The sequence below is a fragment of the Vibrio breoganii genome (assembly GCF_024346795.1).
Classification (GTDB): domain Bacteria; phylum Pseudomonadota; class Gammaproteobacteria; order Enterobacterales; family Vibrionaceae; genus Vibrio; species Vibrio breoganii.
Window position 1 is genome coordinate 138807 of record NZ_AP024864.1, and the last position, 24985, is coordinate 163791.

Consider the following 24985-nt stretch of genomic DNA (forward strand, 5'->3'; position numbering starts at 1 on the left):
GATTAGCGAGTGTGAGCGATGCTGCTTACGGCTGCTAGTTCTGCTGCTTCCTGCTCTTGTTGTTCTTGACGATCTTTAGCGTCCAAGATTTCCTTAGTAATCAAACCTTCTTCGATTTCGCGAAGAGCAATTACTGTTTGCTTATCGTTCTCTTCTGGCACAAGTGCATCTTTACCGCCAGTTTGCATTTGACGTGCGCGACGAGCAGAAATTAGAACAAGGTCGAAACGGTTACCAACTTTTTCAACAGCATCTTGTACAGTTACGCGTGCCATGAGGACTCCAATTACTAAATTATTTTTTAAATGACGGGAAATTATACAGCTTTCTAGATTACTCTGCTAGTAAAGCTGATAGCATTCCACTGTATTTCGCTGTTTGTTTGTCTTGTTTAAGGCGTTCTGCACGCAGAATGGCTCTAAAATCCATCAAAGCAGCGTCGAAATCGTCATTAACTATGATGTAGTCATATTCATCATAGTGTGACATTTCCGATTTCGCCTCACTCATTCGCTTAGCGATAATTTCTGTACTGTCTTGACCGCGCACATTTAGGCGACGCTCAAGCTCACCATTAGATGGTGGAAGAATAAAGACGCTTTTCGCGTGTGGCATCTGCTCACGGATTTGACGAGCGCCCTGCCAGTCAATATCCAAGAACACATCAATGCCTCTATCTAGGTTCTCTTCAATCCAAACACGAGACGTACCGTAGTAATTACCGAATACTTCAGCGTGCTCTAAAAAGATACCTTGCTCTATCAATGTTTCAAATTCATTGCGTTCAACAAAATGATAGTGAACACCATCTTCCTCACCAGGGCGAGCTCCGCGCGTAGTGTGAGAAACAGAAACCTTCATTGCGTACACCGGGTTTTTTTCCAGCATAGCTGATATCAGGCTAGATTTGCCTGCTCCGCTAGGTGCAGAAACGATATATAGGGTGCCTTTTCCCATTCGTAGAGCTCCGAAATAGTGATGAACAGTGTTATTGAATAAGCATCAATAAAGATAGCACTAGAGTTAACATCGCAATAACCCTAGAAAAATGGTTGCGAAGGATAGCACGGAAAAACGCGAGATCACAACTGTCAATAATATTCAGAACGCCAGCTTGTAAGATTCTGTGTTGCTCTCAATATTGAAATCAAGCTCGATGGCTAACTCTGGATAGACTCCTCCTGAATAGGCAAAGTCGGTGATGTAACAGAGTCGCCACTTATCACCTTCATTGCGGATCATGATTTCTACTGGATGATATCCACCAGCTTCAGCGTTATAGCTCGTGTCACGAAAGTTAATGGTTAAGGTATCTGAATAGTAATCAAGACTCGCTTCCTGAATCTGCTTAGTGATTGCGTTATGAAAGCGAGTAGAGATAGGCAGTACACAAGGGTGAAACTGCATCGTTTGAATTTTGGTTGCGGCTGGCATGGTATGCCTCCTTGGTTGATGATTATGCGATTGATGATTCAGTAGGAGTGTCTATATTGACGAGTGTGGCTTGTATATCGTCAAAGGAGCCTTGTTGAATTTGCTTGAGGAAAGACCGTTCATAGCTTTGGTTCAGGCTGGTTACTTGTGGCTGGTGGAGCTCACAGCGTTCAATGTCCGGTTGATAGAACCATCCACGCCGAAAATTGAAGTAGAGCTCGACCTCCATCTTTTCGGCTTACTCGTCTGGGTAAGCGAAGCTAGTGACAAAGACGATGCTCCAATGAGTGTTATCTGATTGGTTTGTCGATCTATTGAGTTGGATCTCTACAGGATGAAAACCACTACGATCTTGGTAGTAGCTCGACTCTCGAAAGTTAAGGGCGATACGTGTAGCAAAGGTAGGGATGTCTAATTGCTCAACAAGAGCATTGAGGTATTCCACCAGCAGTCGATGCGGTGTGGTTTGGTTCATAGCAAACCTCGCTCAGCAAAGGACACGCATTGCTCACCTACGACGACATGATCTAAGACGCGGATATCAACCAATGCTAATGCATCAGAGAGACGTTGAGTGATCCTCCGGTCAGCTTGTGATGGCTCAGGTAATCCAGATGGATGATTATGACCAAAGATAACCGCCGCTGAGTTAAGTAGTAATCCTTCTTTGACAACCTCCCTTGGGTAAACGCTAGCGGCATCGATGGTGCCAAAGAACATCTCCTTGTATTCAATTAGTTGGTTTTGATTATCAAGAAACATCACGGCAAATACTTCTCTGTCGTAATGCGCCAGTTTCATCTGTAGATATTGCTTAGTGTTTTCTGGACTGGTGAATGAGCTAGCCCGAGCATACTTGGCCGCTAGCATAGTTGCTGCGGTCTCTAGGATTTGACGAAGCTCTGTAGGATCGTTTGGCGTGTATTGATTTGAATGCATGTACTTTCCTTTTTGTGCGTTAAAGGTTTGTGCATCCAAGTAATATGTGGCTAAAAAATAATGGAATCCTTCCCCATAGAAGCAGCCCAATCACGCTGGGCCGCTTTAGGTTATGGTCGCTGTTTATCTTGTTGTTTCGCCCAGTTGTAACCGTTCACAACGCCATAGATGAATAACTTAATTAGCGCTTGAGTAGGTAGGTGGGGATTCACCATTCGCCTCCTTGTTGATGTGGTAAAAGCCTGCGCCAACGATAAAGCCAGCAATGAACACAAACGGCATAAGAGCCTCCTGCTTAGTTTGGTTTAAGAAAAGTGCATAAATGGAAGCCTGCGATTGGCTGGCTTCAGAAAGGTAATGTGTGGTTGAAAAAAGTTGGAGTATGGTGATTTACGCAGTGGAGTAATTAAATGCACATTCTCGTTATCTCATGAGTTGAACTAACCGGAATTCATCATGAGATTTTTAAAACTACAACAAGTCATGGACAAAACAACACTTTGCCGCAGTAGCATCTACATTCTGATTAAAGCGGGTGATTTCCCGAAGAACGTTACGGTAATGGGTAAGCGCAAAGCTTGGCTTGAAAGTGACGTTGATGATTGGATGATGAGCAAAATTGAAGGGGAGAGTTAGTTTTGTAGAAAGTATTGACTCAATAGGATCTAACTAAGTGAAATCTATTGTGTCTTTTGAATTGCCTGGTATGCTTGCCCAGTAATTCAAAAGAGAGTAATTGGCAATCATGGAAACAGGTGAAGTTCTTGTAATCGACCTATTCGCGGGGCCTGGTGGGCTCGGCGAAGGCGTGTTGTCAGTAACGCATGAAAATGGTAATTTACCGTTTAAAATTGGCGTGTCAGTCGAAAAAGAACCATCTGCGCATAAGACCCTTACTACCAGAGCTTTCTATAGAAAAATTCAAGGCATCAATAACGGTTTAGCTAGCTATCACGCGTACTTAAACGGTGAACTAACGCGTGAGCAACTTTTTGAATTGTATCCTCAGCAAGCAGAAGAAGCTCAACAAGAAACCCTGTTCTCTCCTCATGCCTTGGGTGATGATAATGAAGAAATACACCAGCGCATTAGAGATTTAGTTCAAGAGCACGGTGATGACCGCCCAAGAATTGTTATAGGTGGCCCACCTTGCCAAGCATACTCACTTGCTGGTCGTTCGCGCAATGCAGGCATAGAAGGCTATACAGCAGAAAAAGACCATCGTAACTTTTTGTATAAAGAGTACTTAAAAGTACTTTCTATAGCTCAACCCGACGTTTTTATTATGGAAAACGTACGAGGTATTCTGTCAGCAAAAGTTGATGGGGAAGTGATGTTTCCTCGTATTTTGAAAGACTTGCGAGCTCCAGGTCGAATCACAAAAATTGCTACCCCTAGGTATAAAGTTTTTTCCTTAGTAGTAGACACTGAAAACGTAAATAACCCTTCATACGATGACCCTACGGACTTTCTGATTAAAGCTGAGAACTATGGTGTACCTCAAGCTCGCCACCGTGTGATTTTGTTGGGTGTTCGTGCTGACGTTGAAGGAGTTCCAGGGACGCTGGCGCGTGGAGAAGGACAAACGACAGTAGAGCAAGTTTTATCTGATTTGCCTAAATTAAGAAGTGGTTTTTCTAAGCGTAAAGATGAAGTGAAAGAATGGGAAAGAACTGTTTCAAACAACGGAACTCAAGTTAAGAAGTTGCTGAGAAAGCAATTTAAGAAGGCTCAAGATTTAGACCTTAAGCCTTTTAAAAAACTTAATAGAAGCGAGACTCAGCCAGTAACTCACCCAGAAAAAATGCCAATTCACCTGATTCAGTGGTATCGAAATAATGCTCCAACTAGTGTGCTTAATCATGAGACTCGTGGCCATATGGAAAGTGATTTGTTGCGCTATGCATTCAGCGCTGCGTATACCAAGTTGAGTGGTGGGACGTCACCAAAGGCTAGGGACTTTCCTGACGCTCTCGCTCCTAAGCACGAAAACTGGAAAACGGGAGCTCATGCAGACCGCTTTAGAACACAAGCTGCGAATAAGTGCTCTACAACAGTAACTAGCCACATTTCTAAAGATGGACACTACTTTATTCATTATGATCCAAAACAATGCCGAAGCTTAACTGTGCGTGAAGCTGCTCGCTTACAAACATTTCCAGATAATTATAAATTTGAAGGGAATAGAACACAGCAATATGTGCAGGTAGGAAATGCTGTGCCACCATATTTGGCACAGCAGATTGGTAAGGTTGTATTAGAGTTACTTAGTTAGTGTCACTGAAGATGAGAATAGTCGGGAGTACTTATTTGGCTAGAATAAGCGCCTAGACGCTCAATAACTGACTTATGCGTATTTCGCTGATTCCGGACACCCATTCTCTCTTTTGTCCGGATAATGCCGGAATAGGTGTCCGGTTTGCTCCGGCGTATGCAATTATGTGTGAGCCGGAAACCATTGGAGTTATCTTGCCGTTGTAATCGAACTCTTTGCACGTAAACCGATCGATTGGGCGAGTCATTTTCGCCCGATAGCCAATGGACAGGTAAGGTGCTTAAGATGGCCTATGAGTCACGCAGTAGGCTCACTATTCTCTTATTCCAAAGTATCAAGGCAGTCATTCACTTTTGATGTATAGTTAAAAAGAAACTATACCTGGGCGTGTAGCCATTCGACCATACCAAGCCTGAATATCTTTGAGCAACTCATCTCGTATGCGTCCAATTGGAATTAACTTGTCTGAGTCAGGTGTGTAACTTATTTCGCCTTGAACTCCTTCTCCTCTTGAAGAGTAATACTCGTTTTTTTCCACTAGAGATACGACTAACTTAGAGTTGAATATAAACCTGAATTTTTTTCCATCAACTTCAAATACGGGAGTGTCTTTCAAGTTATCTGTAGGTAGTTTTTGTTTGACATAGAAGTGAGTTTGATGTTCTTCAACAACCCTTATTCCTACTAGATACCTTCTCCAAAAAGCCTTCTTTTGAGCATGATCACAGGATGGAGTTATATCCATGAGAACTAGCTCTACATTGTCGAGGATGTCTCTGGCGCGCTCAAAATCTTTTTGCTTGTTTTTATCGTCCTTGACGAATGCATCTTTAATGAATTCTTTAGTGTTATCTTCAGCAATCGCTAGAACCCCGAGATCGACACTCCCATTCGCCGGCCACTTAAATACGCCACCTGGAGCCTTGGGACTACAGACATTGTCCCAATGAAGCATGCCATTCAGCCTTTCTTTGGGAGGATTCTGACCTATTGGATTTTCGATTGCCATTTTGGAAGGAACTAGTTGGCTGGCCTGATCGAAGAGGAGCTTTGAAAGAAGTTGATAAAGAGGTCCAGCAACATCTGTATGTTCAACAACAGTGCCTCCTTCTGCCTTTGCAAGAGCTAATAGAATTCCTCCAAGCTGTTGGTTTTTCTCTCCGGTTTCATCATTTTCAACAGCATTCCACAAGTCATGAACCGTCTTAGATGCAGCTTGGTGTATATGCTGCTCCCATTGATTTAGTAGGGCCAAGTTACTATGAGTTGAAAGCTGTTCATTTATCTTATTTAGTAGGTCTCCTTTATCTAGGGAAGTTAGATTATCTTCAGTTTTGAGCTCGCTATGTGGTCCATTTGCGCAGAATGGTGTTTTATCCAAGACAACAAAGTCGTATGGCTTTTTTCCTTCAGGAAGTCGTTCCTTAAGATACCTAAAAAGCTCCTCAGCATATTGGGTCCCCCTCTCGGGGTCCTCTGCCCACGTAGACCATGCTATTAATAGCCAAGGACCATTCTCATTATCTAATAGGGTATCGATGCTAAGCTGAGCAGCTGCATAGTCTTTGTTATCAGGCATTGAGGTTGTTATAAGAGCAATATCTTGAAAAATCGCTCTGATTCCAGTGTACGCTTTTTGGGAATCTAAGCCGAATAGGTTTTCTTCTGAATACTTTAAAAAGAAACAAGGTATTTGGAGCTCCCAAAGCCTGCGAACAATAGCTTCACCATCTTCTCTTTTGTCGTCAACAATTAGTACTCTACTTCTATGAGGCATTTTTACTTCCTTTGAAAACCATTGCCACTTTAGCGCCTACACATGCTCTCGGTGTATCAATAGCATGTTGCTCAGGGAAGCTTAACCTTCCTCCATGGGACTTCATTATCATGTCACTGTAGTAGAGGCCAATTCCCATACCGTCTACTTTCCTTGAGAAAAATGGTTCGGTAATATCTTCTGCTGGGTCTATAAAACCAGGCCCGTTATCTGCTACGACAATAGACGGGGCTTCAAGATCGTGACTTGGACCAACCCAGATGATGGGCTCTTTTTGGTCAGTTTGGGATGACCAATAAATAGCATTATCTATTAAGTTAACTAAAGTAGCCGTTAACATGCGTCTTACACCTTTGACTTCAAAATCTTGTTCATGTAGATTTTCAAAGCCATTGATGAATTTAATCTTGTGATGTGAAAAACGAAGCTTTTGGGTTAGACAAGCAAAAGAAACTAATCGTGAAGCAGTTAGCTTCTCCATCTTCCCTTTACTAACCATATACATTGCACCTTGTAGAAGGGAAATTAGTTCTTTTGATTGGTCCTGTAGCCTCTCTATCTCAACTCCTCCAGAAATAGCTCCATGCAGGTTTCTTACCCCCCTTTCTAATTCGTGAAAGACAGTGATTAAACCTAGCCCTGCTCCTGCAGACGATAGCAAAATATCTTTAGTTTCTTTGTACGATTTAGTCACTTGCTCAACTAAAGATCCAATGACAGGTTGTAGTTTCTTCTCAATTACAACAGATTTGAGGTCTTGAAGAAGTTCATCTGTACTTTTCTTCTTCGGTGCAGGTGTATCCTGTCCTGGAGGAAGAGTAAGAACATCTCTAAGAGATTTTTTGTCCTTATTGCGCTCTGCTTCAAATTCTGTCAGTACGCAAAGCATCGCGTACTGAAGTTCATCGAAAGCTTCATTTTCGATGAAACCTTCCCTATTAGTTTTCTCTAGAAGACTAGCACTATGCTCAAGATCTAAATGAACTTCTCCAAGCATTAGCTGATTGCTAAGTTTTGCTGTTGGTCTTTGAATACGCCTATGATCTAGTCCTAACCAGTCATCGCCGGGCTCCCCGTAGTTGTAGACTCTAAGAGAATCTCTATATACTCGGACGCCTCCTTGGCTTTTTAAAAACTCAGACAAACCAGACATCTCGTCTTTCAAGTAACGTTCTTTAACATTGCGATCGAGGTCAAATGCAATGATTGACCCTTTTAGCGGACCGATCCCCAAGCCCTGAGTTGTTCCTACTGGCTTTCCCATTAGAGGGCGAGACTCCCTTTTTTTTCTATTTTTCCACCCTTCTTCTCCAGGAGGGGTCTTAATAAAAAACTCTGGGTGAATCTTAGTCTCACTAATAGTTCGTGGTTCAATTAGGGTGGGGTAGTCTTCTTGAATAGCTTGAAGTGGGGTGAAAGCATAATTGTAGCTGAGGCCAGAATCATCAATACAGAACGTAAATTTGAACATCGCTTGGTCTCGAGCAGTTTCTGGATCGAAAAAACCATTGAGCCAATTTTGGTTCGGCTCCAAAGAGAAGTTAACCGAAAATCTGGACTGATCATTTTGGCTTTTTTCTTGGGAGTCATTTTCAGGTTTTTGTTCAAATTCAAGGTTTCCACTTGTCATACCTAGTACAGCTCTGTAGAGCTTACGGACATCCCCACGTCGCCAGTTATGTTTTAAGCCTGAAATTATGATTCTTGTACCGTGGGAATCACCATTGAATACTTTTGGAGAGCGTTCTTCTATCAGTACAGGGGCTTCATCAAGATATTCATGTTTCTCAAATTTTAGCCAGTCAATACTTACATGTACCTCTGGTTTTCCAATAGATCTTGTCACTAACTCGATTTTGGTGCCCAATCGGTGTACCGCAAACCGTCCAACGCCCTTTTCTCCTACAGGAAGCCTCCCTTTAGGTGTGCGAATATCTTTTTTACGAGCCTCTCCTTTATGCGCATGGGCTGGTTCCATCCAGATGTTAGCCACAGTCTCGTAGTCCATTCCAAAGCCGTCATCGATGATCTCTATTTCACCATTATCCTTATCGATGTTCAAAAGAGTTAATGAAACGTCATTTGCATCGGCATCATAAGAGTTTTTAATTAGTTCAAATAAGGCCAGAGTATGGTTTTTTATGAGCTGCTCACCCAATAATTCCATAAGCCTTGCTCTTGGTCGGAAGTTTTTTTCTTCAGCTTTTAATCGGCTTTTATCATTCATGATTGTGTGCCTTAGAGATCCCTAGTCATGGAGGACCTTAATAATATATATGGATAACCTACTGTATATCAAAATATTTGCTTTGGTACTTTGAGTTGATCAGAGAAATCTGACAACCTTCTGTGATAAAAGAAACAAGGCTTGCTTTCTTTCTTCAAAGTAGTCGTGTTGATCATAGATCCCCTCAACACCCTTTAACTTGTGATTTAAGCATCTCTCGGCCACATGGCCGGGGGTGCTTTGTTTTGCCAGTAGCGTACGACAAGTACGGCGCAGGTCATGTACCGTAAAGTGCGGCATGTCGCCCATCAAGTTAGGCGGTTGCTTCTTCTTACCAGCTTCATGTCCAAATAGCTTAGTAATCGCTCTATTGAGCGTGTCCGGGCCCATGTGAGGGCTCTTGCTAGCTCTTCTACTCGGAAACACGTAATCAGCGCCAAAACCTCTTACCTTCAACTCCTCAAGCCACCCCAACACTTCTGGTGCTAATGGAATGGTAAAACCCACATTGGTTTTACTACGCTCCTTTGGTAAGTGCCATAAGCCATTCTCTAGCTCAAACTCTTCCCATTTAGCTTCACACAATTCAGATTTACGCACCCCTAAACAAACCAATAATCCACAAGCTAGATAGTTATCACGGCTAAAGTTTGTGCTGTTCTCTCTAGCGATACTAAAGAACTGCTTTAGTTCATCTTCATTCAAGAAGCGATCTTTACTTTGCTCTATGCCGCCAGCGTCTCTCACGGTAAATGCAGAGGCTGGGTTGCCTTGCAGAAGGTCCAATTTCATCCCGTGGTTAAAAAGCTGCTTACAGTGACCTAGAGCGTCATTGGCAATGGTTGGGCGACCGGAATCATTAATCGCTGTGATTGCTGTGCGAATATCTCGGGCCGTAATTTTATCGAGTGGTATTTCACCGATATGTGGGGCGATATCTTTGGTGTAAACACGCTTGGGGATGTTGGGGTGCTTTAGACGTTTAACTAGGGTGGGGTACCAATCATCAAATAGGTCGTTAACGGTTTTGATGCTCTCTTGTTCAGCACGTTTGCGTTGTAAGAGGGGATCAAAGCCTTCACGGACTTGCTTCATCTTAGTCGCAGCTTCGAGACGGGCATTAGCTAAAGTAAGATCTTTAACTTTACCAAGCGTCATTTCACGGCGTTTTTTATTAGAGGTAAAGCGTAGCATCCAGCTTGCAGTACCTGACGCTGGAACCACTAGGTATAAGCCCTCACCATCAGCATGGCGTTGTGTCTTCTCGCCACCAGCCTTAATGAGCGCTTCTACTTTCTTAACTGACAACTTAGCCATAACCCACCTCTAATAGCGCATGATCTTGGTGGATATTGCTTTACCCACCACTTACCTTTGTGGTGAGTCTATCATACCCACCGCATTAACCACCAGTTGGTGGTGGTTAATGGCGTATTAAAGCATACGGTGATGGAAAGTGTTATTGTCTAAGTTGTTGTATTTTAATTATTTGAATGCGCGCAAATACAGGTATAACTACTATTCAATATTTTGGATCTGCTCGCGCATTTGCTCAATCAGAACTTTCAACTCAACACCAGAAGCGGTGATGTCTGTGCTGATAGATTTAGAGGCTAGTGTGTTCGACTCACGGTTGAACTCTTGCATCATGAAGTCTAGACGGCGGCCAACAGCGCCACCTTTTTTCATGATGCTGGTGGTTTCTTTTACGTGAGAGTCTAGGCGATCTAGCTCTTCTGCAACGTCAGATTTTTGAGCCAATACGATAAGCTCTTGTTCTACGCGAGATGAGTCTAGCTCGATAGACGCTTCTTCAAATTTGCTTAGTAGGCGGTCGCGTTGCCATTGTAGGATTTCTGGCATGCGAGCGCGTACGCGAACCACTTCAGATGTGATGGCTTCTAGACGCTGGTCGATCAGAGCCTTCATGTTCTCGCCTTCGCTTGCACGTGCTTCGATGAAGTCAGCAATTGCACCCTCAAAGCCCGCCAGTAGGTCTTTATTTACTGTGTCCATGTTTTGCTCAGGTGTTTCCATCACACCTTGCCACTGCATTACTTGGAATGGGTTAATGCGGCTAGTTTCGCCCGTCATTGCCATTACTTGGTTTGCAGCGTTGATAACCTGCTTTGCTAGGTCTTCGTTGATGGTTAGCTCACCCTTAGCACTTGGGTTTGCTTCAAAGCGCAGGTGACACTCCACTTTACCGCGTGCTAAACGCTTACGAAAACGCTCGCGAAGGATAGGCTCTAGGCCTCGGAACTGTTCTGGTAAGCGGAAATAGGTTTCTAGGTAACGTTGGTTAACTGAGCGGATTTCCCATACTGCGTTGCCCCAGTCGCCTTTAACTTCTTTGCGCGCGTAAGCGGTCATGCTGTAAATCATTAAAATACCTTTATTCATCACATAGGTGTGCGTCTATATTGCGGGCAATCTTAGCACAAAACCGCACTTCTTCGCACAAAACAGAGCGTCTTGATACAAATCATAGCTTCCTTGCATGGTCGCATCCTGTGGCATGTTCCTATATAATCTCGACCCAATCCCATACCCAATTATTTAGGTGACTCTCAATGCGTCCAAACGATCGTGCAGTAGATCAGGTTCGTCCTATTAAAATGACTCGTAACTACACCGCTTATGCAGAAGGTTCTGTATTAGTGGAGTTTGGTAATACCAAGGTATTGTGTAACGCCTCTGTAGAAGAGAATGTTCCGCGTTGGTTGAAAGGCAAAGGTAAAGGTTGGGTAACAGCAGAATACGGCATGCTACCTCGCGCAACGCATACGCGTAACCGTCGTGAAGCGGCAAGTGGTAAGCAGGGTGGCCGTACAATGGAAATCCAACGCCTTATCGCACGTAGCCTTCGTGCTGTGGTTGACCTAGAAGCAATGGGTGAAATCATGGTAACGGTTGACTGTGACGTGATTCAGGCGGATGGCGGTACTCGCACAGCCTCTATCTCTGGCGCAAGTGTTGCTATGGCTGATGCCTTCCAAAAGCTTGTGGCACAAGGCAAACTAAAAGCGAACCCTATGAAGGGTCACGTATCTGCAGTTTCAGTGGGTATCGTTGATGGTAAAGGTCTGTGCGACCTAGAGTATGTTGAAGACTCAGCTGCTGACACAGACATGAACGTCGTCATGACTGAAGAAGGTAAAATGATTGAGGTTCAGGGCACCGCAGAAGGCGAACCCTTCTCTCATGAAGAATTGATGGAATTGCTGGCTCTGGCTCAAAAGGGCATTGCTGACATTATCGAAGTGCAGAAGGCTGCACTGGCTGAATAGTTTTATTAAATAGCTCCTTTTGGAGCTATTTTTTTGTCTCCGAAAGGGGGCGTATTTACAAATGATTAAACCGTAATAAAGAGAGAAAAGAATGAAAGCATACCAGCGTGAATTTATTGAGTTTGCACTTGAGAAACAGGTTCTTAAGTTTGGTGAGTTTACTCTGAAGTCTGGCCGTACTAGCCCTTACTTCTTTAACGCTGGCCTGTTCAACACTGGTCGTGATTTAGCGCGCCTAGGTCGTTTTTATGCAGCAGCATTAGCGGATTCTGGTATCGATTATGATGTGCTGTTTGGCCCTGCGTACAAGGGTATCCCAATCGCAACCACTACAGCGGTAGCGCTGGCGGATCATCACGATACGGATAAGCCATACTGCTTCAACCGTAAAGAAGCAAAAGATCATGGTGAGGGTGGTAACTTAGTCGGTAGCCCACTAGAAGGTCGTATCATGCTGGTGGACGATGTCATTACTGCGGGTACAGCAATCCGTGAGTCAATGGAAATCATCCAAGCAAACGGTGCTGATCTAGCGGGTGTTTTGGTGGCTATTGACCGTCAAGAAAAAGGTAAGGGTGAGCTTTCAGCAATCCAAGAAGTAGAGCGTGATTTCGGCTGCTCTATCATCTCGATTGTAAGCCTGACTGACCTAATCACTTTCCTTGAAGAGAAAGGCGAGAATGCTGAGCAGCTTGAGTCGGTAAAAGCTTACCGCGCTCAATACGGCATCTAATCGAGCCTGATATTAGAGTCTAAAACGCCACCCTCGGGTGGCGTTTTGCGTTTTAATAGCCTTTGTTAAAGTCGACGATAGCCTTTAAAGGCTCATCATTGAGCCAACGTTGATAGTTGTCTTTAAATAGTCCCATCACCTGGTTAGGGAAGCTGTGCGCGGCAATGTGCGGTGTCACTGTTACCTTAGGGTTCTGCCAATACGGGCATTGCTGTGAGATAGGCTCATTGATAAATACATCAAGATAAGCGTGCTCAAGATAGCCCTCTTCTAAAGCGCTGAGCAGTCCATCGGTTTCTATAGCATCGCCACGCCCTACGTTAAACAGCAGCGCTTGTTTGCAATGACTCAAGCTCTGTTTGTTGAGCACGCCTTTAGTTTGTGCCGTTTTCGGTAATACCGACACTACGATATCCGCCAAGCTTAACGCATGGTTGAGCTCTGATATCGGAAAGACAGAATCAAACTGACTATTTTCAGGAGCCTTGCCGCTAGAGTTCACTCCAATAGTAGTCAGGCCAAACGCTTTTGCTACGTTCGACAGATGAGCGCCGATAGAGCCGGTACCCAAGATGACTAAGGTCTTCTCGTTCAAGCAAACGTAAGGGTAGGGCTGCCATACTTGCTCGGTTTGCTGTTGTTTATAGGTAGCAAAGTGACGAAAGTGTGCAACGGAGTAGCTTAATACGTATTCACTGATGGGTTGTCCGAAGATGTCTTTAACGTTAGTGAGTTGGTAATCACTGCGCGGCGCAGGCTGAGTTAACGCATCCACTCCCGCATAGATGGACTGCACCCATTCAAGATTCGGGAAGTCGTTAATAACCTCAGAGGCCATCGGTGGGGAAGCAAGCAGGATATTCGCCAGAGAGGGGTCTTCGGTAATCTCAAGTTGTGGCAAATCGGCACTTTTTAGCAGTTCTAGGTACTCTTGTTTGTTTTTAGACAATACATAAAGGTATTGAGTGGCAGTTTTCATTGAAAGCGCGTCCCTGTTTCTTTGTTATTTGGGTGTTATCAAGTACACTTTTGCTGTTTTCCCACAATTGTGAGTCGTTATGTTACAGAATCCTCTTCAGGTTCGTATTGATAAGCTAGAACCTTGGCAACAAATCACTTTTATGGTCAGTTTGTGTGAACGTATGTATCCAAACTATGCCATGTTTTGTCAGACAACGGAATTTGCCGAGGCACGAATCTACCGAGATATTCTCGATAGCGTTTGGGAGCTACTTACAGTGAAGAGCGCAAAGGTAAACTTTGAGCGCCAACTAGAGAAGCTAGAAGAGCTGGTTCCTAATTCAGAAGAGTTCGACTTTTATGGTGTGTACCCTGCAATCGATGCATGCATGGGATTAGCAGAGCTACTTCATTCTCTGCTTGATCGTGACCTATTGCCTGAGTCAGTACAAAAAATTAGCCAGAACTCAGTCATGACAGTGGCCGATCTTGAAGTTGCACAAGGCAGCGAAGAGATCACCAATGACAATCAGAAAGATAATGAAGCCGTGTGTGACGAGTGGGATGTGCAGTGGGCTATCTTCCGCCCTCTACGTGAATGCACCGAGCGCGATGTAGACCTGATTAAAGATTTGCGTGCTGAGCTTCGTGAAGAAAGCGTCAGCAATATCGGCGTTCAGCTATAAGCTGAGAGTTGAGTTAAAAAAAACGGGAGCCTTATGGCTCCCGTTTTTTTATTTATTTTTCCGTAGGCTCAGCGGGTGGCTGTTTATCCTCGGTTTGTTCTTCTTCAATAGGCTCTTCATCATCATTATTGATGATTACGCCTTTTTTCTTGGTCCACTGTTCCCAGCGCTCTTGAGCCAGTACTTGCATATCGCGGTTCTTATCAGCTTCGTCGACGATCTGCTTTCCTAATAGAAACTCAAAGATATCCTCAAGGGTTACGATGCCTTGCACTGTGCCGTACTCATCAACAACCAAAGCAATATGTAGCCTTTGAGCTAGCATGTTCGCGAATACCTTAGGCAAAGCGCTATTGTTTAGGAATACATGAATAGGACGCATGACGCTGCCTAGCGCCTCAGTGCCTCTGCCCTTCTGTTGTAGCTTATACAGCTCCAATCGGTGCACAAAGCCACAGATATTGTCTTTTTGCTCAATGTAAACCAGAGGGCGCGAGAACGGCGTATCGTGGTGGGTTGCTAAGAACTCATTAATAGAGAGCGTTGCATCAACACGAAATACCACAGGTCGCGGTGTCATCGCTTTAGTTACGGGTACATTTGGCAAGTTCAGCAGGTTGTTAAGGATTCGAATTTCATCCTCACCAAACTCATCTGAATCTTTTGCTAGGATAGCCATCGCTGAGATTTCGTCACGTAGCTTTGGCTCTACATTGCCACGAGATAGACGCTTGGTTATTTGCTCAGAGAACCAAACGAAAGGTCGTAGCATCCATACCATCCAATTTAGTATTCCTGCTGAAGATGGTGCTAATTGGCGCCAGTAGGTCGCACCAATCGTTTTTGGCACAATCTCTGAAAGAATCAGAATGCCAAGAGTAAGCACTGCAGAAAACACACCTAGCCATTGGCTTCCAAATACCACAGACGCTTGTGCACCTGCGCTTGCTGCACCTATGGTGTGAGCAATGGTATTTAGTGTCAGAATCGAAGCCAGTGGGCGATCGATATCAGACTTAAGTTTGCTTAGCTTGTCGGCAGCAGGATGTCCTTGCTGTCGCAACTGAGCAATATAGCTTGGTGAAATACTCAAAAGCACAGCTTCTAAAACTGAGCAGATGAACGAGACTCCGATAGCAACGGAGACATAGATTGTAAGAAGTAACATGGTACCCTAGTGAATTGTTTATGAAACAGGCGGATTATGACAGTCATTTTCTGTAAATGATAGCTTGTTGAATAGGTTGAAAGTGTTGAAAATACAAGCATCAACCCCTTCAGATTCGGTCAATTTGTGAGTTGAATTGCAGAATGAGCTAAAAAATGTTCGCTTGAACCTAAAGAACGCCCGCAACCCTTTGCCAGATGGGGGCTTTATGCTTTAGAGTGACTTTGTTTTCAAACACTTTAGAAGGGAAACCCTAATGAACAAGACCCAATTAATCGATGCAATTGCTGAAAAAGCCGATCTATCAAAAGCACAAGCAAAAGCAGCTCTTGAAGCTACTCTTGAAGGCGTAACCGATGCTCTTAAAGAGGGCGACCAAGTTCAACTAATTGGTTTTGGCACATTTAAAGTATCTCACCGTAATGCACGCACTGGTCGTAACCCTAAGACTGGTGAAGAGATTCAAATTGCTGCAGCAAATGTTCCTGCATTTACTGCTGGTAAAGCACTGAAAGATTCAGTTAATTAATGTAAAATACGCCGAGTGACATCGCTCGGCGTATTTTTTATGAAACACTTTATTGCTTCTGCTTTAGCTATTCTAACCCTAGCGGGCTGTTCTTCTGCTACGACTCCTCTGCGTCAATCTGCCCAGATTACTGAATATTCGGGTGGCGAAATTGACAACACAAAAACCTCTTTATTTTGGCTCACTGAGCGTTTTGATTCCCCAGAATCAAGCTCCGATGATGTGATCTTCAAAGATAAGACTTGGTACAAAAGCCATTACACTTGGGATAGTGATAACCTTAGGGAAATGTCCCGCACAGGTGAAAGACTGTCTAATTCCGGTGATCTAATTCCTTTTCAGATGACTCTGCGCTTCAGCGGCACTGGAGAAGCGGTTTATCAACGATTGCGTATCAATGGCAAGGTTATGCCTATGCGTAAGCAGCAGATTGATGACGTTAAGCAACAAGCCAGTGACTTGATAGCTAAGGGAAAAAATCAGCAGAAACAAGGATTAGAGCTGATACAAGGTTATTGGGAAGAGGGGGCATTTGTTACCTGTGAAGGAAGGACATTCACCAGTATCGAGTTTAAAGACCAGCTTCCATCGTTTGTCATTGACCGTTTGATAGATGAAGACCACTTTGTTGCATTTATCGGTGAGTATAAAGCCAAGAAAATTGTCGTTGATAAAATGCTGATGCTCAAGAACGGCGGGTATGAGTGCATTGAGCGACCGTCCTCACAGAGCTAATGATATAGAGTAGGAACTAATAGGCGGGTTGAAGCTTCTGTATGTTGATATGCCTAGTTCTGTATTCTATTGGTGTCATACCTGTCTGTTTTTTAAAGACACGACAAAAGTAGGTGTCATCTAAAAAGCCAGATTCGATAGCAATGGTTGATACTTTGTAATGCCTTCTGTTTACGAGCAGGTTTTTGGCGCGCTCTACTCTTTTAAACATCACATACTGCTGATAAGACATGCCTAGGTTATTGCGAAATAGTTTGGGTAGGTAAAACACAGAGCAGTCACACGCTTCAGCGACAGCTTCTGCAGTTAGAGCTGTTGTGAAATGTTGATTTACGTAGTCCACTGCTTTTTCAATTTTACTCATAATCCCTTTCCTTATCTGGATGATGAGCCACGATAATGGAGTTAGAAAGGGCACGCTATTCGATATTTTTCGATATCGAGATATATGAAATATATAGCATTATTTTGTGCGGAAAATGAGAAGATATCAGGCGACGTCGTGCAGAATCCGTGCTTCTTCACTCTTATAGAGCTCATACCTTAGAAGGCGAAAGTCGTAGGCATCATTGTCCAGCATATTCTTTACAAAGGTATTGTGATAAAGATGGCCTATCGAAGTTTCATAGATCTCAGTACCACAAGAGTACTCTTCAGGTTCGACATACAAGTCTCTTAGCAATAGAGATAAGCTAGGCTCTCGTATTCTTGTTCGAATCAGTGTTTTTGGCGGAAGGGTTGCGATGTCCTTATGCACATGCTTCCAGATGAAAATATTAATCGCAGATAGACTGACTATCGTGATTTTATCTTCTGTTTTTTCATACACTAAGGCTGCCACTATAGCACCTTGATGATAGTAAATACGAACCCATGGGTCGGTGATATCTTGCATTGCCATTGACTCTTCTAGAGCCAGTTCGCCATCAAGCACGTATAAATGCGCATTCTTTACCCATTCACGCTGATACTCGCTAAGGCGTGAATATCGAATCACCTCTTCGCTAGTGACCGGATAATTATAAAACGTGTTCTCTTTTTCAAACAACATCTCAAAGGCCTTTGCCCGCTTCATGAGTTGTTGCTCGGCTTGATCATATTGGTAATCAGCAGAGAAAAAATGTGCAAGCCCCACGCGACGCAAGATTGAAGGGGTGACCTTTCCTCGCTCCCATAGGCTGATCATCGATTGAGTGACATTCGCAAATACACGATGCTCTTCACTAAGTTGATTGGCGAGATCCCCTTGGGATAAACCCGTTTCAATTCTTAGTGCTTTGAGTCGCTCATGGAAGTTTTGCTTATTCATGGTCATTGATAATGCTTAGGGGCATTCACGGTAGTTATGGTTTTCTGGTAAGACCATTATACCTGCGCTGGCTTGGGGTAAACAGAGAGAAACCTTTAGGGAATGTATAAATTCAGTGTATGAATATTAAAAAAGCCACCTCAGTAACTGAGGTGGCTTTGGTATTGCTTAGAGTTAAAGCTTAATTACTTTTGCTGCTCGCGAGCAATCGCACGATAACCAATATCATTGCGGTGGAACATACCGTTCCAGCTTACTTGTTTCGCTAGTGCATAAGCGTGCTGCTGCGCTTCTGAAACTGTGTTACCCAGTGCCGTAGCACAAAGAACACGGCCGCCGTTTGTCACAACGTCGCCTGCTTCATTGTTAGCGGTACCTGCATGGAAGATCTTTTGGTCTTCAGCATCTGCGGATGGCAGAGAAATCACATCGCCTTTAGCGTAATCAGCAGGGTAACCACCGGCCGCTAATACAACACCAATTGAAGCGCGTGGATCCCATTTAGATTCTGCTTCGTCTAGCTTCTCATCAATTGCCATTAGGCAAAGCTCAACAAGGTCAGACTCCATGCGCATCATGATAGGCTGAGTTTCTGGGTCACCGAAGCGGCAGTTATACTCGATTACTTTAGGTGTACCGTCAGCATCGATCATTAGGCCAGCGTATAGGAAGCCCGTGTATGGTGCGCCTTCAGCGTCCATACCGCGTACAGTAGGGTAAATAACTTCTTCTAGGATACGATTGTGGATCTCTGGCGTTACTACCGGCGCAGGAGAATAAGCACCCATACCACCAGTGTTAGGGCCAGTATCTTTATCGCCAACACGCTTATGGTCTTGGCTGGTTGCCATAGGCAATACGCTAGCGCCATCAACCATAACGATGAAGCTTGCTTCTTCGCCTTCTAGGAATTCTTCGATAACGACGCGGCTACCGGCTTCACCAAATGCATTGCCAGCAAGCATGTCTTTGATTGCGTCTTCTGCTTCTTCTAGAGTCATCGCAACAATAACGCCTTTACCTGCTGCTAGGCCGTCTGCCTTAACAACGATAGGTGCGCCTTGTTCACGAACGTAAGCTATTGCTGGCTCAATTTCAGTGAAGTTTGCGTAAGAACCTGTTGGAATGTCGTGGCGAGCTAAGAAGTCTTTAGTAAATGCTTTAGAGCCTTCAAGCTGAGCTGCAGCTTGAGTTGGACCAAAGATAGGCAGTCCTGCTTCGCGGAAGGCATCAACAACACCGATAACAAGCGGTGCTTCAGGGCCAACAATGGTTAGCTCGATGCTGTTTTCTTTAGCAAAAGCAACAAGACCTGCGATGTCTTCAACGCCGATGTCGACGTTTTCTAGCTTAGGCTCAAGTGCTGTACCAGCGTTACCTGGAGCAACGAATACAGTCTCAACGTTTGGGTTTTGTGCTGCTTTCCAGCCTAGAGCGTGCTCACGACCGCCCGCACCGATAATTAAAACTCGCATATTTAAAAATCCTTAATCTCAAAATATCGTTTACTCAAAATAGTTGGTGCTGTGGCTAGGCAACAATTGAGCTCACCCCAGGAGCATAGCTCGCTATGTGACTGGGGTGGGCGAAAGCCGTTAACGACGCCACAGTGCCAAATATGAAGAGTAAATTAGTGGCGGAAGTGACGCATACCAGTAAAGATCATCGCCATGCCATGTTCGTCAGCAGCATCGATAACTTCTTGATCGCGCATTGAACCACCTGGCTGAATCACACACTTGATGCCAGCGTCAGCTGCTGCGTCGATACCATCGCGGAATGGGAAGAAAGCATCCGATGCCATTACGCAACCTTCAACTTGTAGACCTTCGTCAGCCGCTTTAATGCCAGCGATTTTCGCAGAGTAAACACGGCTCATTTGGCCTGCGCCTACACCGATAGTCATGTCACCTTTCGAGTAAACAATCGCATTCGATTTCACGTACTTCGCTACTTTCCAGCAGAATAGCGCATCTTTTAGCTCTTCTTCTGTTGGTTGGCGCTTAGACACTACTTTAAGGTCATCTTGAGAAACCATACCTTGGTCGCGGTCTTGAACTAGCAGGCCACCGTTTACACGCTTAACGTCAAAGCCAGTAGTCTTGCTTGTCCACTCGCCACACTCTAGAAGGCGAAGGTTCTTCTTAGCCGCAACGATTTCTACTGCTTCAGCAGAAACAGACGGTGCAATGATAACCTCAACGAATTGGCGCTCAGTGATAGCGGTTGCAGTTGCTGCGTCTAGTTCGCGGTTAAACGCGATGATGCCACCAAATGCAGATGTTGGGTCTGTTTTGAACGCGCGGTCGTAAGCTTCTAGGATATTTTCGCCTAGTGCTACACCACATGGGTTAGCGTGCTTAACGATAACGCATGCTGGCTCGTCAAATTCTTTCACACACTCAAGAGCGGCGTCAGTGTCAGCGATGTTGTTGTAAGACAGTGCTTTACCTTGGATTTGGCGAGCTGTTGATACAGACGCTTCTTCTGGGTTTGCTTCAACATAGAATGCCGCTGCTTGGTGGCTGTTTTCACCGTAGCGCATGTCTTGTTTCTTCTCGAACTGTTGGTTGAACGTGCGAGGGAACTTAGACTCTTCGTCGCCTTCTTTGTTCTCACCGTAAGAAGGAACCATAGTGCCAAAGTAGTTAGCAATCATGCCATCGTAAGAAGCAGTGTGCTCAAACGCTGCAATCGCAAGGTCAAAACGAGTCTCAAGAGTTAGAGAAGCGTCGTTTGCATCCATTTCAACAATTACGCGATCGTAATCGTGAGCGTTTACAACGATGGTCACGTCTTTGTGGTTTTTCGCTGCAGAACGAACCATTGTTGGACCACCGATATCGATGTTCTCAACAGCATCAGCAAGGGTACAACCTTCTTTTGCTACGGTTTCAGCGAATGGGTATAGGTTAACAACAACCATATCGATAGGATTGATGCCGTGTTTTTCCATCACCTCATCGTCTTGTCCGCGACGACCAAGTACACCACCGTGCACTTTAGGGTGAAGGGTCTTAACACGACCGTCCATCATTTCTGGGAAGCCTGTGTAGTCAGACACTTCTGTGACTGCTAGGCCTTGTTCTGCAAGTAGGCGAGCTGTACCGCCGGTAGAAAGAAGTTCAACATTGCGTTCAGCTAGGGCTTTAGCAAATTCTACGATGCCAGTTTTATCAGATACGCTGATAAGAGCGCGGCGAATTGGGCGAGCGTTACTCATGCTTCCATATTCCTCAAGTACTTAAGATTATCCGCTACCGGCAGAATAAATGAGAAGCCCCCGAATCATTAGCTTGATCGTCTGGTGCATCCTCACAACATCTGCTGATTTTGGAATCAAGTTGGATGAAAAGATGTTTGTCAAAGTTGAGTCTGCATCATGACTATGAAACAACTTTGACAAAAATCTTCAGCGTGCAAAAAAACATCAATTCGAATGGCGCGTATTCTAGCGAATAATCTTCGAAAAAGCTCGCGCAATCGTTTGGCTTTTGCATTTTATTGTAAAAAAAGTGTCATTTGGAGGCTTTAGGATTCGGAGCCGATAAAACAAACCAATAAATAATGGCCAATTTTGCTGAACAGAAAGCTTGACCTTGGAGTTATGTCTAAGGTTTATACTTATAGAGTTACAGATTATTTGATGAGCATTGGAATGTACAAAATTGGAGAACTGGCTAAGCGATTTGATATCAAGCCAGACACATTACGCTTCTACGAAAAACATGGACTGTTAAAGCCTAGCTCACGCAGTGAGGCAGGCTATCGCGTCTACACCCATGAGGATGCCGATAAGCTTGGCTTTATCATACGCGCTAAACGAGTCGGCTTTTCATTACAGGAGATAATGGACTTGCTCTCTATCCAGCTAGATAAAGAGAGTCATAGCTGTAAAGAGGCTCGCGATATTGTTGATATGAAATGTCATCAGGTTGAAGAGCGCATTAAAGAGCTGCAAATTTTTCACGATTCTCTGCAGAAACTGAGTCAATCCTGCTGTGGAGGCAGTGAACCTGCAACGCATTGCTCCATTTTAGAAGCGTTAGAGAGTGCGGATAGTCACGCAGTAGGAGAAGCATAATGAGCCTGATTTATAACTTTATTGACCTTTTTCTCGAGTCGGCTCCGTGGATGCTACTGGGATTAGTGATCGCAGGATTGCTCAAAGAGTGGATACCTACAAACCTCTTAACAAAACATCTGGGTGGAAAGGGCGCAAAGACGACCATAAAAGCTGCCTTTATAGGCGCTCCGTTGCCTTTGTGCTCGTGTGGCGTGATTCCTGCTGCTTTAGGGCTAAGACGTAGCGGTGCATCAAAGAGTGCAACTACCTCTTTCTTAGTGGCAACACCAGAAACCGGAATCGACTCAGTATCGATCTCATACGCACTGCTAGGACCATTCATGGCCATCATTCGTCCTATAGCCGCTATATCGAGCGCGATAGTTGCGGGCTTGTTGGTTGGCAAAGAAGCAGAGAAAGAGCAAAAGATTGAAATGAAGAGCTTTGCTCCTGTGAGTTGTTGCTCGGGTAAAAAGGCAACCACTCATGCGAACACGCAGTCGAGTTGCTGTTCTTCAAAGAAAGAAACTAAGGTCGATAAGAGTGCAATGGAGAAGCTGAAGTCGGGTATACACTTCGCGGCAACGGATCTTGTGAAAGACATTAGCACTTGGTTAATGATTGGCTTGTTCTTTGCCTCTCTAGTGCAGACCTATGTAGAAACAGACTTCCTTGCACAGTGGGGCGGCAGTATTTGGAGCATGCTTGTCATGGTGGCCATCAGTGTACCTATGTACATCTGCGCAACGGCTTCAACACCCATTGCTGCCGGTCTATTAATGTCAGGTATCAGCCCAGGTGCTGTGCTCGTTTTCATGCTGGCAGGCCCAGCAACCAACATTGCTACCTTAGGTGTTGTCAGTAAAGAACTGGGCAGACGTTCGCTGATTGCTTATCTGACGGGTGTAGTAGGCATGGCCATAGTGTTTGGCTTGCTCACTGATTTCTTGGTGGCTCAATTTGGGTTTAGTGTCGCTCCGCTTTCAGCAATGGAACACGAGCTACTCCCACACTGGTTGACGGTTTCTACCGGTATCTTACTTGCTGTATTGATGTTGGTAAGTTATTGGAAGCAATGGCGAAATAGAACAGTCAAAGTTTCGCTCGCTAGCTGAATGATCACTGAGTAGATAAGCCTCCTTTTAAGGAGGCTTTTTATTTCCTGTTACTTTATCTACAAGCTTGTTTTGAGATAAGGTGTTGAAACCTTAGACATTGGATGTAAAGCACTTGAACAAGCACAAATATACCCTTTACGGCATCGCAGCCATTCTTTTATGGAGCAGTGTTATTGGTGTTGCTCGTAAGGTAGCAGAGCAGTTAGGGCCTATTGGCGGGGCTGCGAGTATCTATACGGTCGCGACAATATTTCTGATGTTTGTTGTGGGCAGTCCAAAGCTAAAAACGCTATCAAAGCGTTATGTCATCGTTGCGGGGGGGCTATTTGCAGCTTATGAGGTGTGCTTATCCCTAGCTATTGGTATGGCTAATGACAGGCAGCAGGCGCTTGATATGGCGGTAATAAATTATCTGTGGCCTGCATTGACGGTGTTAATTGCGGTTATTAGCAGTAGTAAGAAAACCAGTCTTTGGGTGTATCCCAGTGTAGTGCTCGCCTTTATCGGCGTAGCGTGGGCGATTACCGGTGATCAATCACTCTCTGTCTCTCAACTGACAGAGAATGTACAAAGTAATCCTGCAACCTATGCGATGGCGTTTATTGGTGCATTCCTATGGGCAATCTACTGCAACATTACTAAGCGTCTTTCAAATGGTAAGAATGCGATTACCTTGTTCTTTGCGATGACCGCTGTTGTTTTGTGGATTCACTATGGTTTAAGCAGTGAACCAGCTATCTCTCTCAATCTAGAGTCTAGCTTCTACTTGCTGCTCGCAGCTGTGATCATGGCTAGTGGTTATGGGCTTTGGAACAGCGGGATTATGAAAGGCAATATGTTACTCCTTGCTACCTTGTCTTACTTTACTCCCATCTTCTCTACCTTATTCTCTTCTATCATCTTAGGTGTCGCGTTATCCGGAAGCTTTTGGCAGGGGGTTGCTATGGTGGTGATTGGCTCATTGGTATGTTGGCGAGTCACCAAATAGCGTTCAGGTTAAAGTGTGATTTTTGCTTGTTGTCAGGTGTGTAACCTTTTTGAACTATTAAACTCAATAACTATATAAATGAAATGCAGTGTGATCATTAATGATTGTTTTGCTTAAAGAAAAGCCAACATTTCTTCAAGAGGTTATCTCTGAGCAGGTGTACTAGCTTTTGTTAATACTAAACTCAATAACTATATATGGAAGTTTAGTAGATCATTAATGATAGTTAAGGTGCTAGTGACGCGTAGATTTATACAGCCTTGAAAAGAGAGTGATGTTTATCTTTCAAAGTGAATATTGCCAAAGAACAGGTCTATACCCTTTAGGGCTATTTAAACCCAATAACTATAAAAGTGGTGCTCTTGATGATCATTTACGTAAAGATTAGATGTAAAAAAAGGGCTTGCCAATAAATGGCAAACCCTTTCAATTCAGATACTTAAACTAATTTATATTAGTTCATGCCGTATTTTTTAAGTTTCTTACGAAGTGTACCACGGTTGATACCCATCATAGATGCAGCGCGAGTTTGGTTGCCGCGAGTGTATTGCATGATCATGTCTAGTAGTGGTTGTTCAACCTCAGCTAGCACTAGTTCATAAAGGTCGTCTACATCCTGACCGTTTAATTGTGCAAGATAGTTTTTTACTGAAACTTTTACTGAGTCGCGAAGTGGTTTTTGCGCGATTTGGTCTTGAGCAGTTACAGTAGTAACCGTTAGTGCTTCAGAAGTCAGGTTTTGTTCGAACAT

25 protein-coding genes and 2 pseudogenes are annotated in these 24985 nt (G+C 44.2%); 11 read left to right on the top strand and 16 right to left on the bottom strand.

The window, feature by feature from the left end; genetic code table 11:
• Window positions 1-2: 2 nt before the first annotated feature.
• From rpoZ to radC, 5 genes and pseudogenes are all read right to left on the bottom strand, one after another.
• On the bottom strand, window positions 3-275 hold the full coding sequence (gene rpoZ, locus OCU35_RS00680; RefSeq protein WP_017027279.1) for a DNA-directed RNA polymerase subunit omega: 273 nt from the start codon (window positions 273-275) through the stop codon (window positions 3-5).
• A gap of 58 nt (window positions 276-333) precedes the next feature.
• Window positions 334-957: a guanylate kinase gene (gene gmk / locus OCU35_RS00685; protein ID WP_017027280.1), complete on the bottom strand. Its 624-nt coding sequence runs from the start codon at window positions 955-957 to the stop codon at window positions 334-336.
• A 144-nt stretch (window positions 958-1101) separates the two neighbouring features.
• Window positions 1102-1434: a DUF2787 domain-containing protein gene (locus OCU35_RS00690; RefSeq protein WP_261825495.1), complete on the bottom strand. Its 333-nt coding sequence runs from the start codon at window positions 1432-1434 to the stop codon at window positions 1102-1104.
• A 22-nt stretch (window positions 1435-1456) separates the two neighbouring features.
• Window positions 1457-1909, bottom strand: a pseudogene (locus OCU35_RS00695) (DUF2787 domain-containing protein).
• A complete protein-coding gene (gene radC, locus OCU35_RS00700; RefSeq protein WP_261825496.1) occupies window positions 1906-2373 on the bottom strand; it encodes a RadC family protein in 468 nt (155 codons plus the stop codon). Before radC ends, OCU35_RS00695 begins: the two are co-directional and overlap by 4 nt.
• A 456-nt stretch (window positions 2374-2829) precedes the next feature.
• Here radC and OCU35_RS00705 point away from each other — a divergent pair, with 456 nt between their 5' ends.
• The 3 genes and pseudogenes from OCU35_RS00705 to OCU35_RS00715 form a co-directional block, all read left to right on the top strand.
• Entirely contained in the window at window positions 2830-3009 is a 180-nt protein-coding gene (locus OCU35_RS00705; RefSeq protein WP_261825497.1) for an AlpA family transcriptional regulator, read from the top strand.
• Window positions 3010-3118: 109 nt separating this feature from the next.
• On the top strand, window positions 3119-4648 hold the full coding sequence (locus tag OCU35_RS00710) for a DNA cytosine methyltransferase (RefSeq protein ID WP_261825498.1): 1530 nt from the start codon (window positions 3119-3121) through the stop codon (window positions 4646-4648).
• A gap of 175 nt (window positions 4649-4823) precedes the next feature.
• Window positions 4824-4981, top strand: a pseudogene (locus OCU35_RS00715) (IS3 family transposase); the annotation flags it as partial.
• 31 nt (window positions 4982-5012) lie between these two features.
• Here the strand turns inward: OCU35_RS00715 and OCU35_RS00720 are convergent.
• The 4 genes from OCU35_RS00720 to OCU35_RS00735 form a co-directional block, all read right to left on the bottom strand.
• On the bottom strand, window positions 5013-6425 hold the full coding sequence (locus tag OCU35_RS00720) for a hypothetical protein (protein WP_261825499.1): 1413 nt from the start codon (window positions 6423-6425) through the stop codon (window positions 5013-5015).
• Window positions 6415-8652 (bottom strand): ATP-binding protein, encoded by a 2238-nt coding sequence (locus OCU35_RS00725; protein ID WP_261825500.1) that lies wholly within the window; start codon window positions 8650-8652, stop codon window positions 6415-6417. Before OCU35_RS00725 ends, OCU35_RS00720 begins: the two co-directional genes overlap by 11 nt.
• A 99-nt stretch (window positions 8653-8751) precedes the next feature.
• Window positions 8752-9969, bottom strand: a complete 1218-nt coding sequence (locus OCU35_RS00730; protein ID WP_261825501.1) for a tyrosine-type recombinase/integrase — start codon at window positions 9967-9969, stop codon at window positions 8752-8754.
• 201 nt (window positions 9970-10170) lie between these two features.
• A complete protein-coding gene (locus OCU35_RS00735) occupies window positions 10171-11037 on the bottom strand; it encodes a YicC/YloC family endoribonuclease (protein WP_017032928.1) in 867 nt (288 codons plus the stop codon).
• A gap of 188 nt (window positions 11038-11225) precedes the next feature.
• Here OCU35_RS00735 and rph point away from each other — a divergent pair, with 188 nt between their 5' ends.
• Both rph and pyrE read left to right on the top strand, forming a co-directional pair.
• Window positions 11226-11942 (top strand): ribonuclease PH, encoded by a 717-nt coding sequence (gene rph, locus OCU35_RS00740; protein WP_017032929.1) that lies wholly within the window; start codon window positions 11226-11228, stop codon window positions 11940-11942.
• Between the two features lie 91 nt (window positions 11943-12033).
• Entirely contained in the window at window positions 12034-12675 is a 642-nt protein-coding gene (gene pyrE, locus OCU35_RS00745; protein ID WP_017032930.1) for an orotate phosphoribosyltransferase, read from the top strand.
• Window positions 12676-12727: 52 nt separating this feature from the next.
• Here the strand turns inward: pyrE and OCU35_RS00750 are convergent, their stop codons facing one another.
• The gene (locus OCU35_RS00750) at window positions 12728-13654 is read right to left on the bottom strand and encodes a D-2-hydroxyacid dehydrogenase (RefSeq protein ID WP_261825502.1); all 927 of its coding nucleotides are present in this window, start codon (window positions 13652-13654) and stop codon (window positions 12728-12730) included.
• 79 nt (window positions 13655-13733) lie between these two features.
• Between OCU35_RS00750 and OCU35_RS00755 the strand changes: the two genes are divergently transcribed.
• Window positions 13734-14321 carry a YjaG family protein gene (locus tag OCU35_RS00755; protein WP_017027287.1) on the top strand — a complete coding sequence of 196 codons (588 nt, stop codon included), beginning with the start codon at window positions 13734-13736 and terminating at the stop codon, window positions 14319-14321.
• Window positions 14322-14373: 52 nt separating this feature from the next.
• Here OCU35_RS00755 and OCU35_RS00760 read toward each other — a convergent pair whose 3' ends face one another.
• Complete coding sequence (locus OCU35_RS00760; protein WP_017027288.1) at window positions 14374-15489, bottom strand: CNNM domain-containing protein; 1116 nt, start codon at window positions 15487-15489, stop codon at window positions 14374-14376.
• A 256-nt stretch (window positions 15490-15745) separates the two neighbouring features.
• Here OCU35_RS00760 and OCU35_RS00765 point away from each other — a divergent pair, with 256 nt between their 5' ends.
• On the top strand, window positions 15746-16018 hold the full coding sequence (locus OCU35_RS00765; protein ID WP_017027289.1) for an HU family DNA-binding protein: 273 nt from the start codon (window positions 15746-15748) through the stop codon (window positions 16016-16018).
• Window positions 16019-16057: 39 nt separating this feature from the next.
• Window positions 16058-16753 carry a DUF1481 domain-containing protein gene (locus tag OCU35_RS00770; protein ID WP_017242599.1) on the top strand — a complete coding sequence of 232 codons (696 nt, stop codon included), beginning with the start codon at window positions 16058-16060 and terminating at the stop codon, window positions 16751-16753.
• Window positions 16754-16769: 16 nt separating this feature from the next.
• Here the strand turns inward: OCU35_RS00770 and OCU35_RS00775 are convergent, their stop codons facing one another.
• The 4 genes from OCU35_RS00775 to purH form a co-directional block, all read right to left on the bottom strand.
• Complete coding sequence (locus OCU35_RS00775) at window positions 16770-17117, bottom strand: helix-turn-helix transcriptional regulator (RefSeq protein WP_017027291.1); 348 nt, start codon at window positions 17115-17117, stop codon at window positions 16770-16772.
• A gap of 126 nt (window positions 17118-17243) precedes the next feature.
• The gene (locus OCU35_RS00780; protein ID WP_065210294.1) at window positions 17244-18068 is read right to left on the bottom strand and encodes a helix-turn-helix domain-containing protein; all 825 of its coding nucleotides are present in this window, start codon (window positions 18066-18068) and stop codon (window positions 17244-17246) included.
• A 179-nt stretch (window positions 18069-18247) separates the two neighbouring features.
• Window positions 18248-19537 carry a phosphoribosylamine--glycine ligase gene (gene purD / locus OCU35_RS00785; RefSeq protein WP_102360293.1) on the bottom strand — a complete coding sequence of 430 codons (1290 nt, stop codon included), beginning with the start codon at window positions 19535-19537 and terminating at the stop codon, window positions 18248-18250.
• A gap of 155 nt (window positions 19538-19692) precedes the next feature.
• Window positions 19693-21285: a bifunctional phosphoribosylaminoimidazolecarboxamide formyltransferase/IMP cyclohydrolase gene (purH, locus tag OCU35_RS00790; protein ID WP_017027294.1), complete on the bottom strand. Its 1593-nt coding sequence runs from the start codon at window positions 21283-21285 to the stop codon at window positions 19693-19695.
• 435 nt (window positions 21286-21720) lie between these two features.
• Here purH and zntR point away from each other — a divergent pair, with 435 nt between their 5' ends.
• The 3 genes from zntR to yddG all read left to right on the top strand — a co-directional run bounded on the left by zntR (window position 21721) and on the right by yddG (window position 24234).
• Window positions 21721-22146 carry a Zn(2+)-responsive transcriptional regulator gene (gene zntR / locus OCU35_RS00795; protein ID WP_237334475.1) on the top strand — a complete coding sequence of 142 codons (426 nt, stop codon included), beginning with the start codon at window positions 21721-21723 and terminating at the stop codon, window positions 22144-22146.
• Window positions 22146-23243: an SO_0444 family Cu/Zn efflux transporter gene (locus OCU35_RS00800; RefSeq protein WP_261825503.1), complete on the top strand. Its 1098-nt coding sequence runs from the start codon at window positions 22146-22148 to the stop codon at window positions 23241-23243. The genes zntR and OCU35_RS00800 overlap by 1 nt, the downstream gene beginning before the upstream one ends.
• Window positions 23244-23343: 100 nt before the next feature.
• Window positions 23344-24234: an aromatic amino acid DMT transporter YddG gene (gene yddG / locus OCU35_RS00805; protein WP_017027298.1), complete on the top strand. Its 891-nt coding sequence runs from the start codon at window positions 23344-23346 to the stop codon at window positions 24232-24234.
• 454 nt (window positions 24235-24688) lie between these two features.
• Here the strand turns inward: yddG and fis are convergent, their stop codons facing one another.
• Window positions 24689-24985, bottom strand: a complete 297-nt coding sequence (gene fis, locus OCU35_RS00810; RefSeq protein ID WP_017027299.1) for a DNA-binding transcriptional regulator Fis — start codon at window positions 24983-24985, stop codon at window positions 24689-24691.

What these genes read in the sequence shown, in the direction of transcription:
- rpoZ (WP_017027279.1), bottom strand. Translation starts at nt 275, where the DNA reads ATGGCACGCGTAACTGTACAAGATGCTGTTGAAAAAGTTGGTAACCGT.
- gmk (WP_017027280.1), bottom strand. Translation starts at nt 957, where the DNA reads ATGGGAAAAGGCACCCTATATATCGTTTCTGCACCTAGCGGAGCAGGC.
- OCU35_RS00690 (WP_261825495.1), bottom strand. Translation starts at nt 1,434, where the DNA reads ATGCCAGCCGCAACCAAAATTCAAACGATGCAGTTTCACCCTTGTGTA.
- radC (WP_261825496.1), bottom strand. Translation starts at nt 2,373, where the DNA reads ATGCATTCAAATCAATACACGCCAAACGATCCTACAGAGCTTCGTCAA.
- OCU35_RS00705 (WP_261825497.1), top strand. Translation starts at nt 2,830, where the DNA reads ATGAGATTTTTAAAACTACAACAAGTCATGGACAAAACAACACTTTGC.
- OCU35_RS00710 (WP_261825498.1), top strand. Translation starts at nt 3,119, where the DNA reads ATGGAAACAGGTGAAGTTCTTGTAATCGACCTATTCGCGGGGCCTGGT.
- OCU35_RS00720 (WP_261825499.1), bottom strand. Translation starts at nt 6,425, where the DNA reads ATGCCTCATAGAAGTAGAGTACTAATTGTTGACGACAAAAGAGAAGAT.
- OCU35_RS00725 (WP_261825500.1), bottom strand. Translation starts at nt 8,652, where the DNA reads ATGAATGATAAAAGCCGATTAAAAGCTGAAGAAAAAAACTTCCGACCA.
- OCU35_RS00730 (WP_261825501.1), bottom strand. Translation starts at nt 9,969, where the DNA reads ATGGCTAAGTTGTCAGTTAAGAAAGTAGAAGCGCTCATTAAGGCTGGT.
- OCU35_RS00735 (WP_017032928.1), bottom strand. Translation starts at nt 11,037, where the DNA reads ATGATTTACAGCATGACCGCTTACGCGCGCAAAGAAGTTAAAGGCGAC.
- rph (WP_017032929.1), top strand. Translation starts at nt 11,226, where the DNA reads ATGCGTCCAAACGATCGTGCAGTAGATCAGGTTCGTCCTATTAAAATG.
- pyrE (WP_017032930.1), top strand. Translation starts at nt 12,034, where the DNA reads ATGAAAGCATACCAGCGTGAATTTATTGAGTTTGCACTTGAGAAACAG.
- OCU35_RS00750 (WP_261825502.1), bottom strand. Translation starts at nt 13,654, where the DNA reads ATGAAAACTGCCACTCAATACCTTTATGTATTGTCTAAAAACAAACAA.
- OCU35_RS00755 (WP_017027287.1), top strand. Translation starts at nt 13,734, where the DNA reads ATGTTACAGAATCCTCTTCAGGTTCGTATTGATAAGCTAGAACCTTGG.
- OCU35_RS00760 (WP_017027288.1), bottom strand. Translation starts at nt 15,489, where the DNA reads ATGTTACTTCTTACAATCTATGTCTCCGTTGCTATCGGAGTCTCGTTC.
- OCU35_RS00765 (WP_017027289.1), top strand. Translation starts at nt 15,746, where the DNA reads ATGAACAAGACCCAATTAATCGATGCAATTGCTGAAAAAGCCGATCTA.
- OCU35_RS00770 (WP_017242599.1), top strand. Translation starts at nt 16,058, where the DNA reads ATGAAACACTTTATTGCTTCTGCTTTAGCTATTCTAACCCTAGCGGGC.
- OCU35_RS00775 (WP_017027291.1), bottom strand. Translation starts at nt 17,117, where the DNA reads ATGAGTAAAATTGAAAAAGCAGTGGACTACGTAAATCAACATTTCACA.
- OCU35_RS00780 (WP_065210294.1), bottom strand. Translation starts at nt 18,068, where the DNA reads ATGACCATGAATAAGCAAAACTTCCATGAGCGACTCAAAGCACTAAGA.
- purD (WP_102360293.1), bottom strand. Translation starts at nt 19,537, where the DNA reads ATGCGAGTTTTAATTATCGGTGCGGGCGGTCGTGAGCACGCTCTAGGC.
- purH (WP_017027294.1), bottom strand. Translation starts at nt 21,285, where the DNA reads ATGAGTAACGCTCGCCCAATTCGCCGCGCTCTTATCAGCGTATCTGAT.
- zntR (WP_237334475.1), top strand. Translation starts at nt 21,721, where the DNA reads ATGTACAAAATTGGAGAACTGGCTAAGCGATTTGATATCAAGCCAGAC.
- OCU35_RS00800 (WP_261825503.1), top strand. Translation starts at nt 22,146, where the DNA reads ATGAGCCTGATTTATAACTTTATTGACCTTTTTCTCGAGTCGGCTCCG.
- fis (WP_017027299.1), bottom strand. Translation starts at nt 24,985, where the DNA reads ATGTTCGAACAAAACCTGACTTCTGAAGCACTAACGGTTACTACTGTA.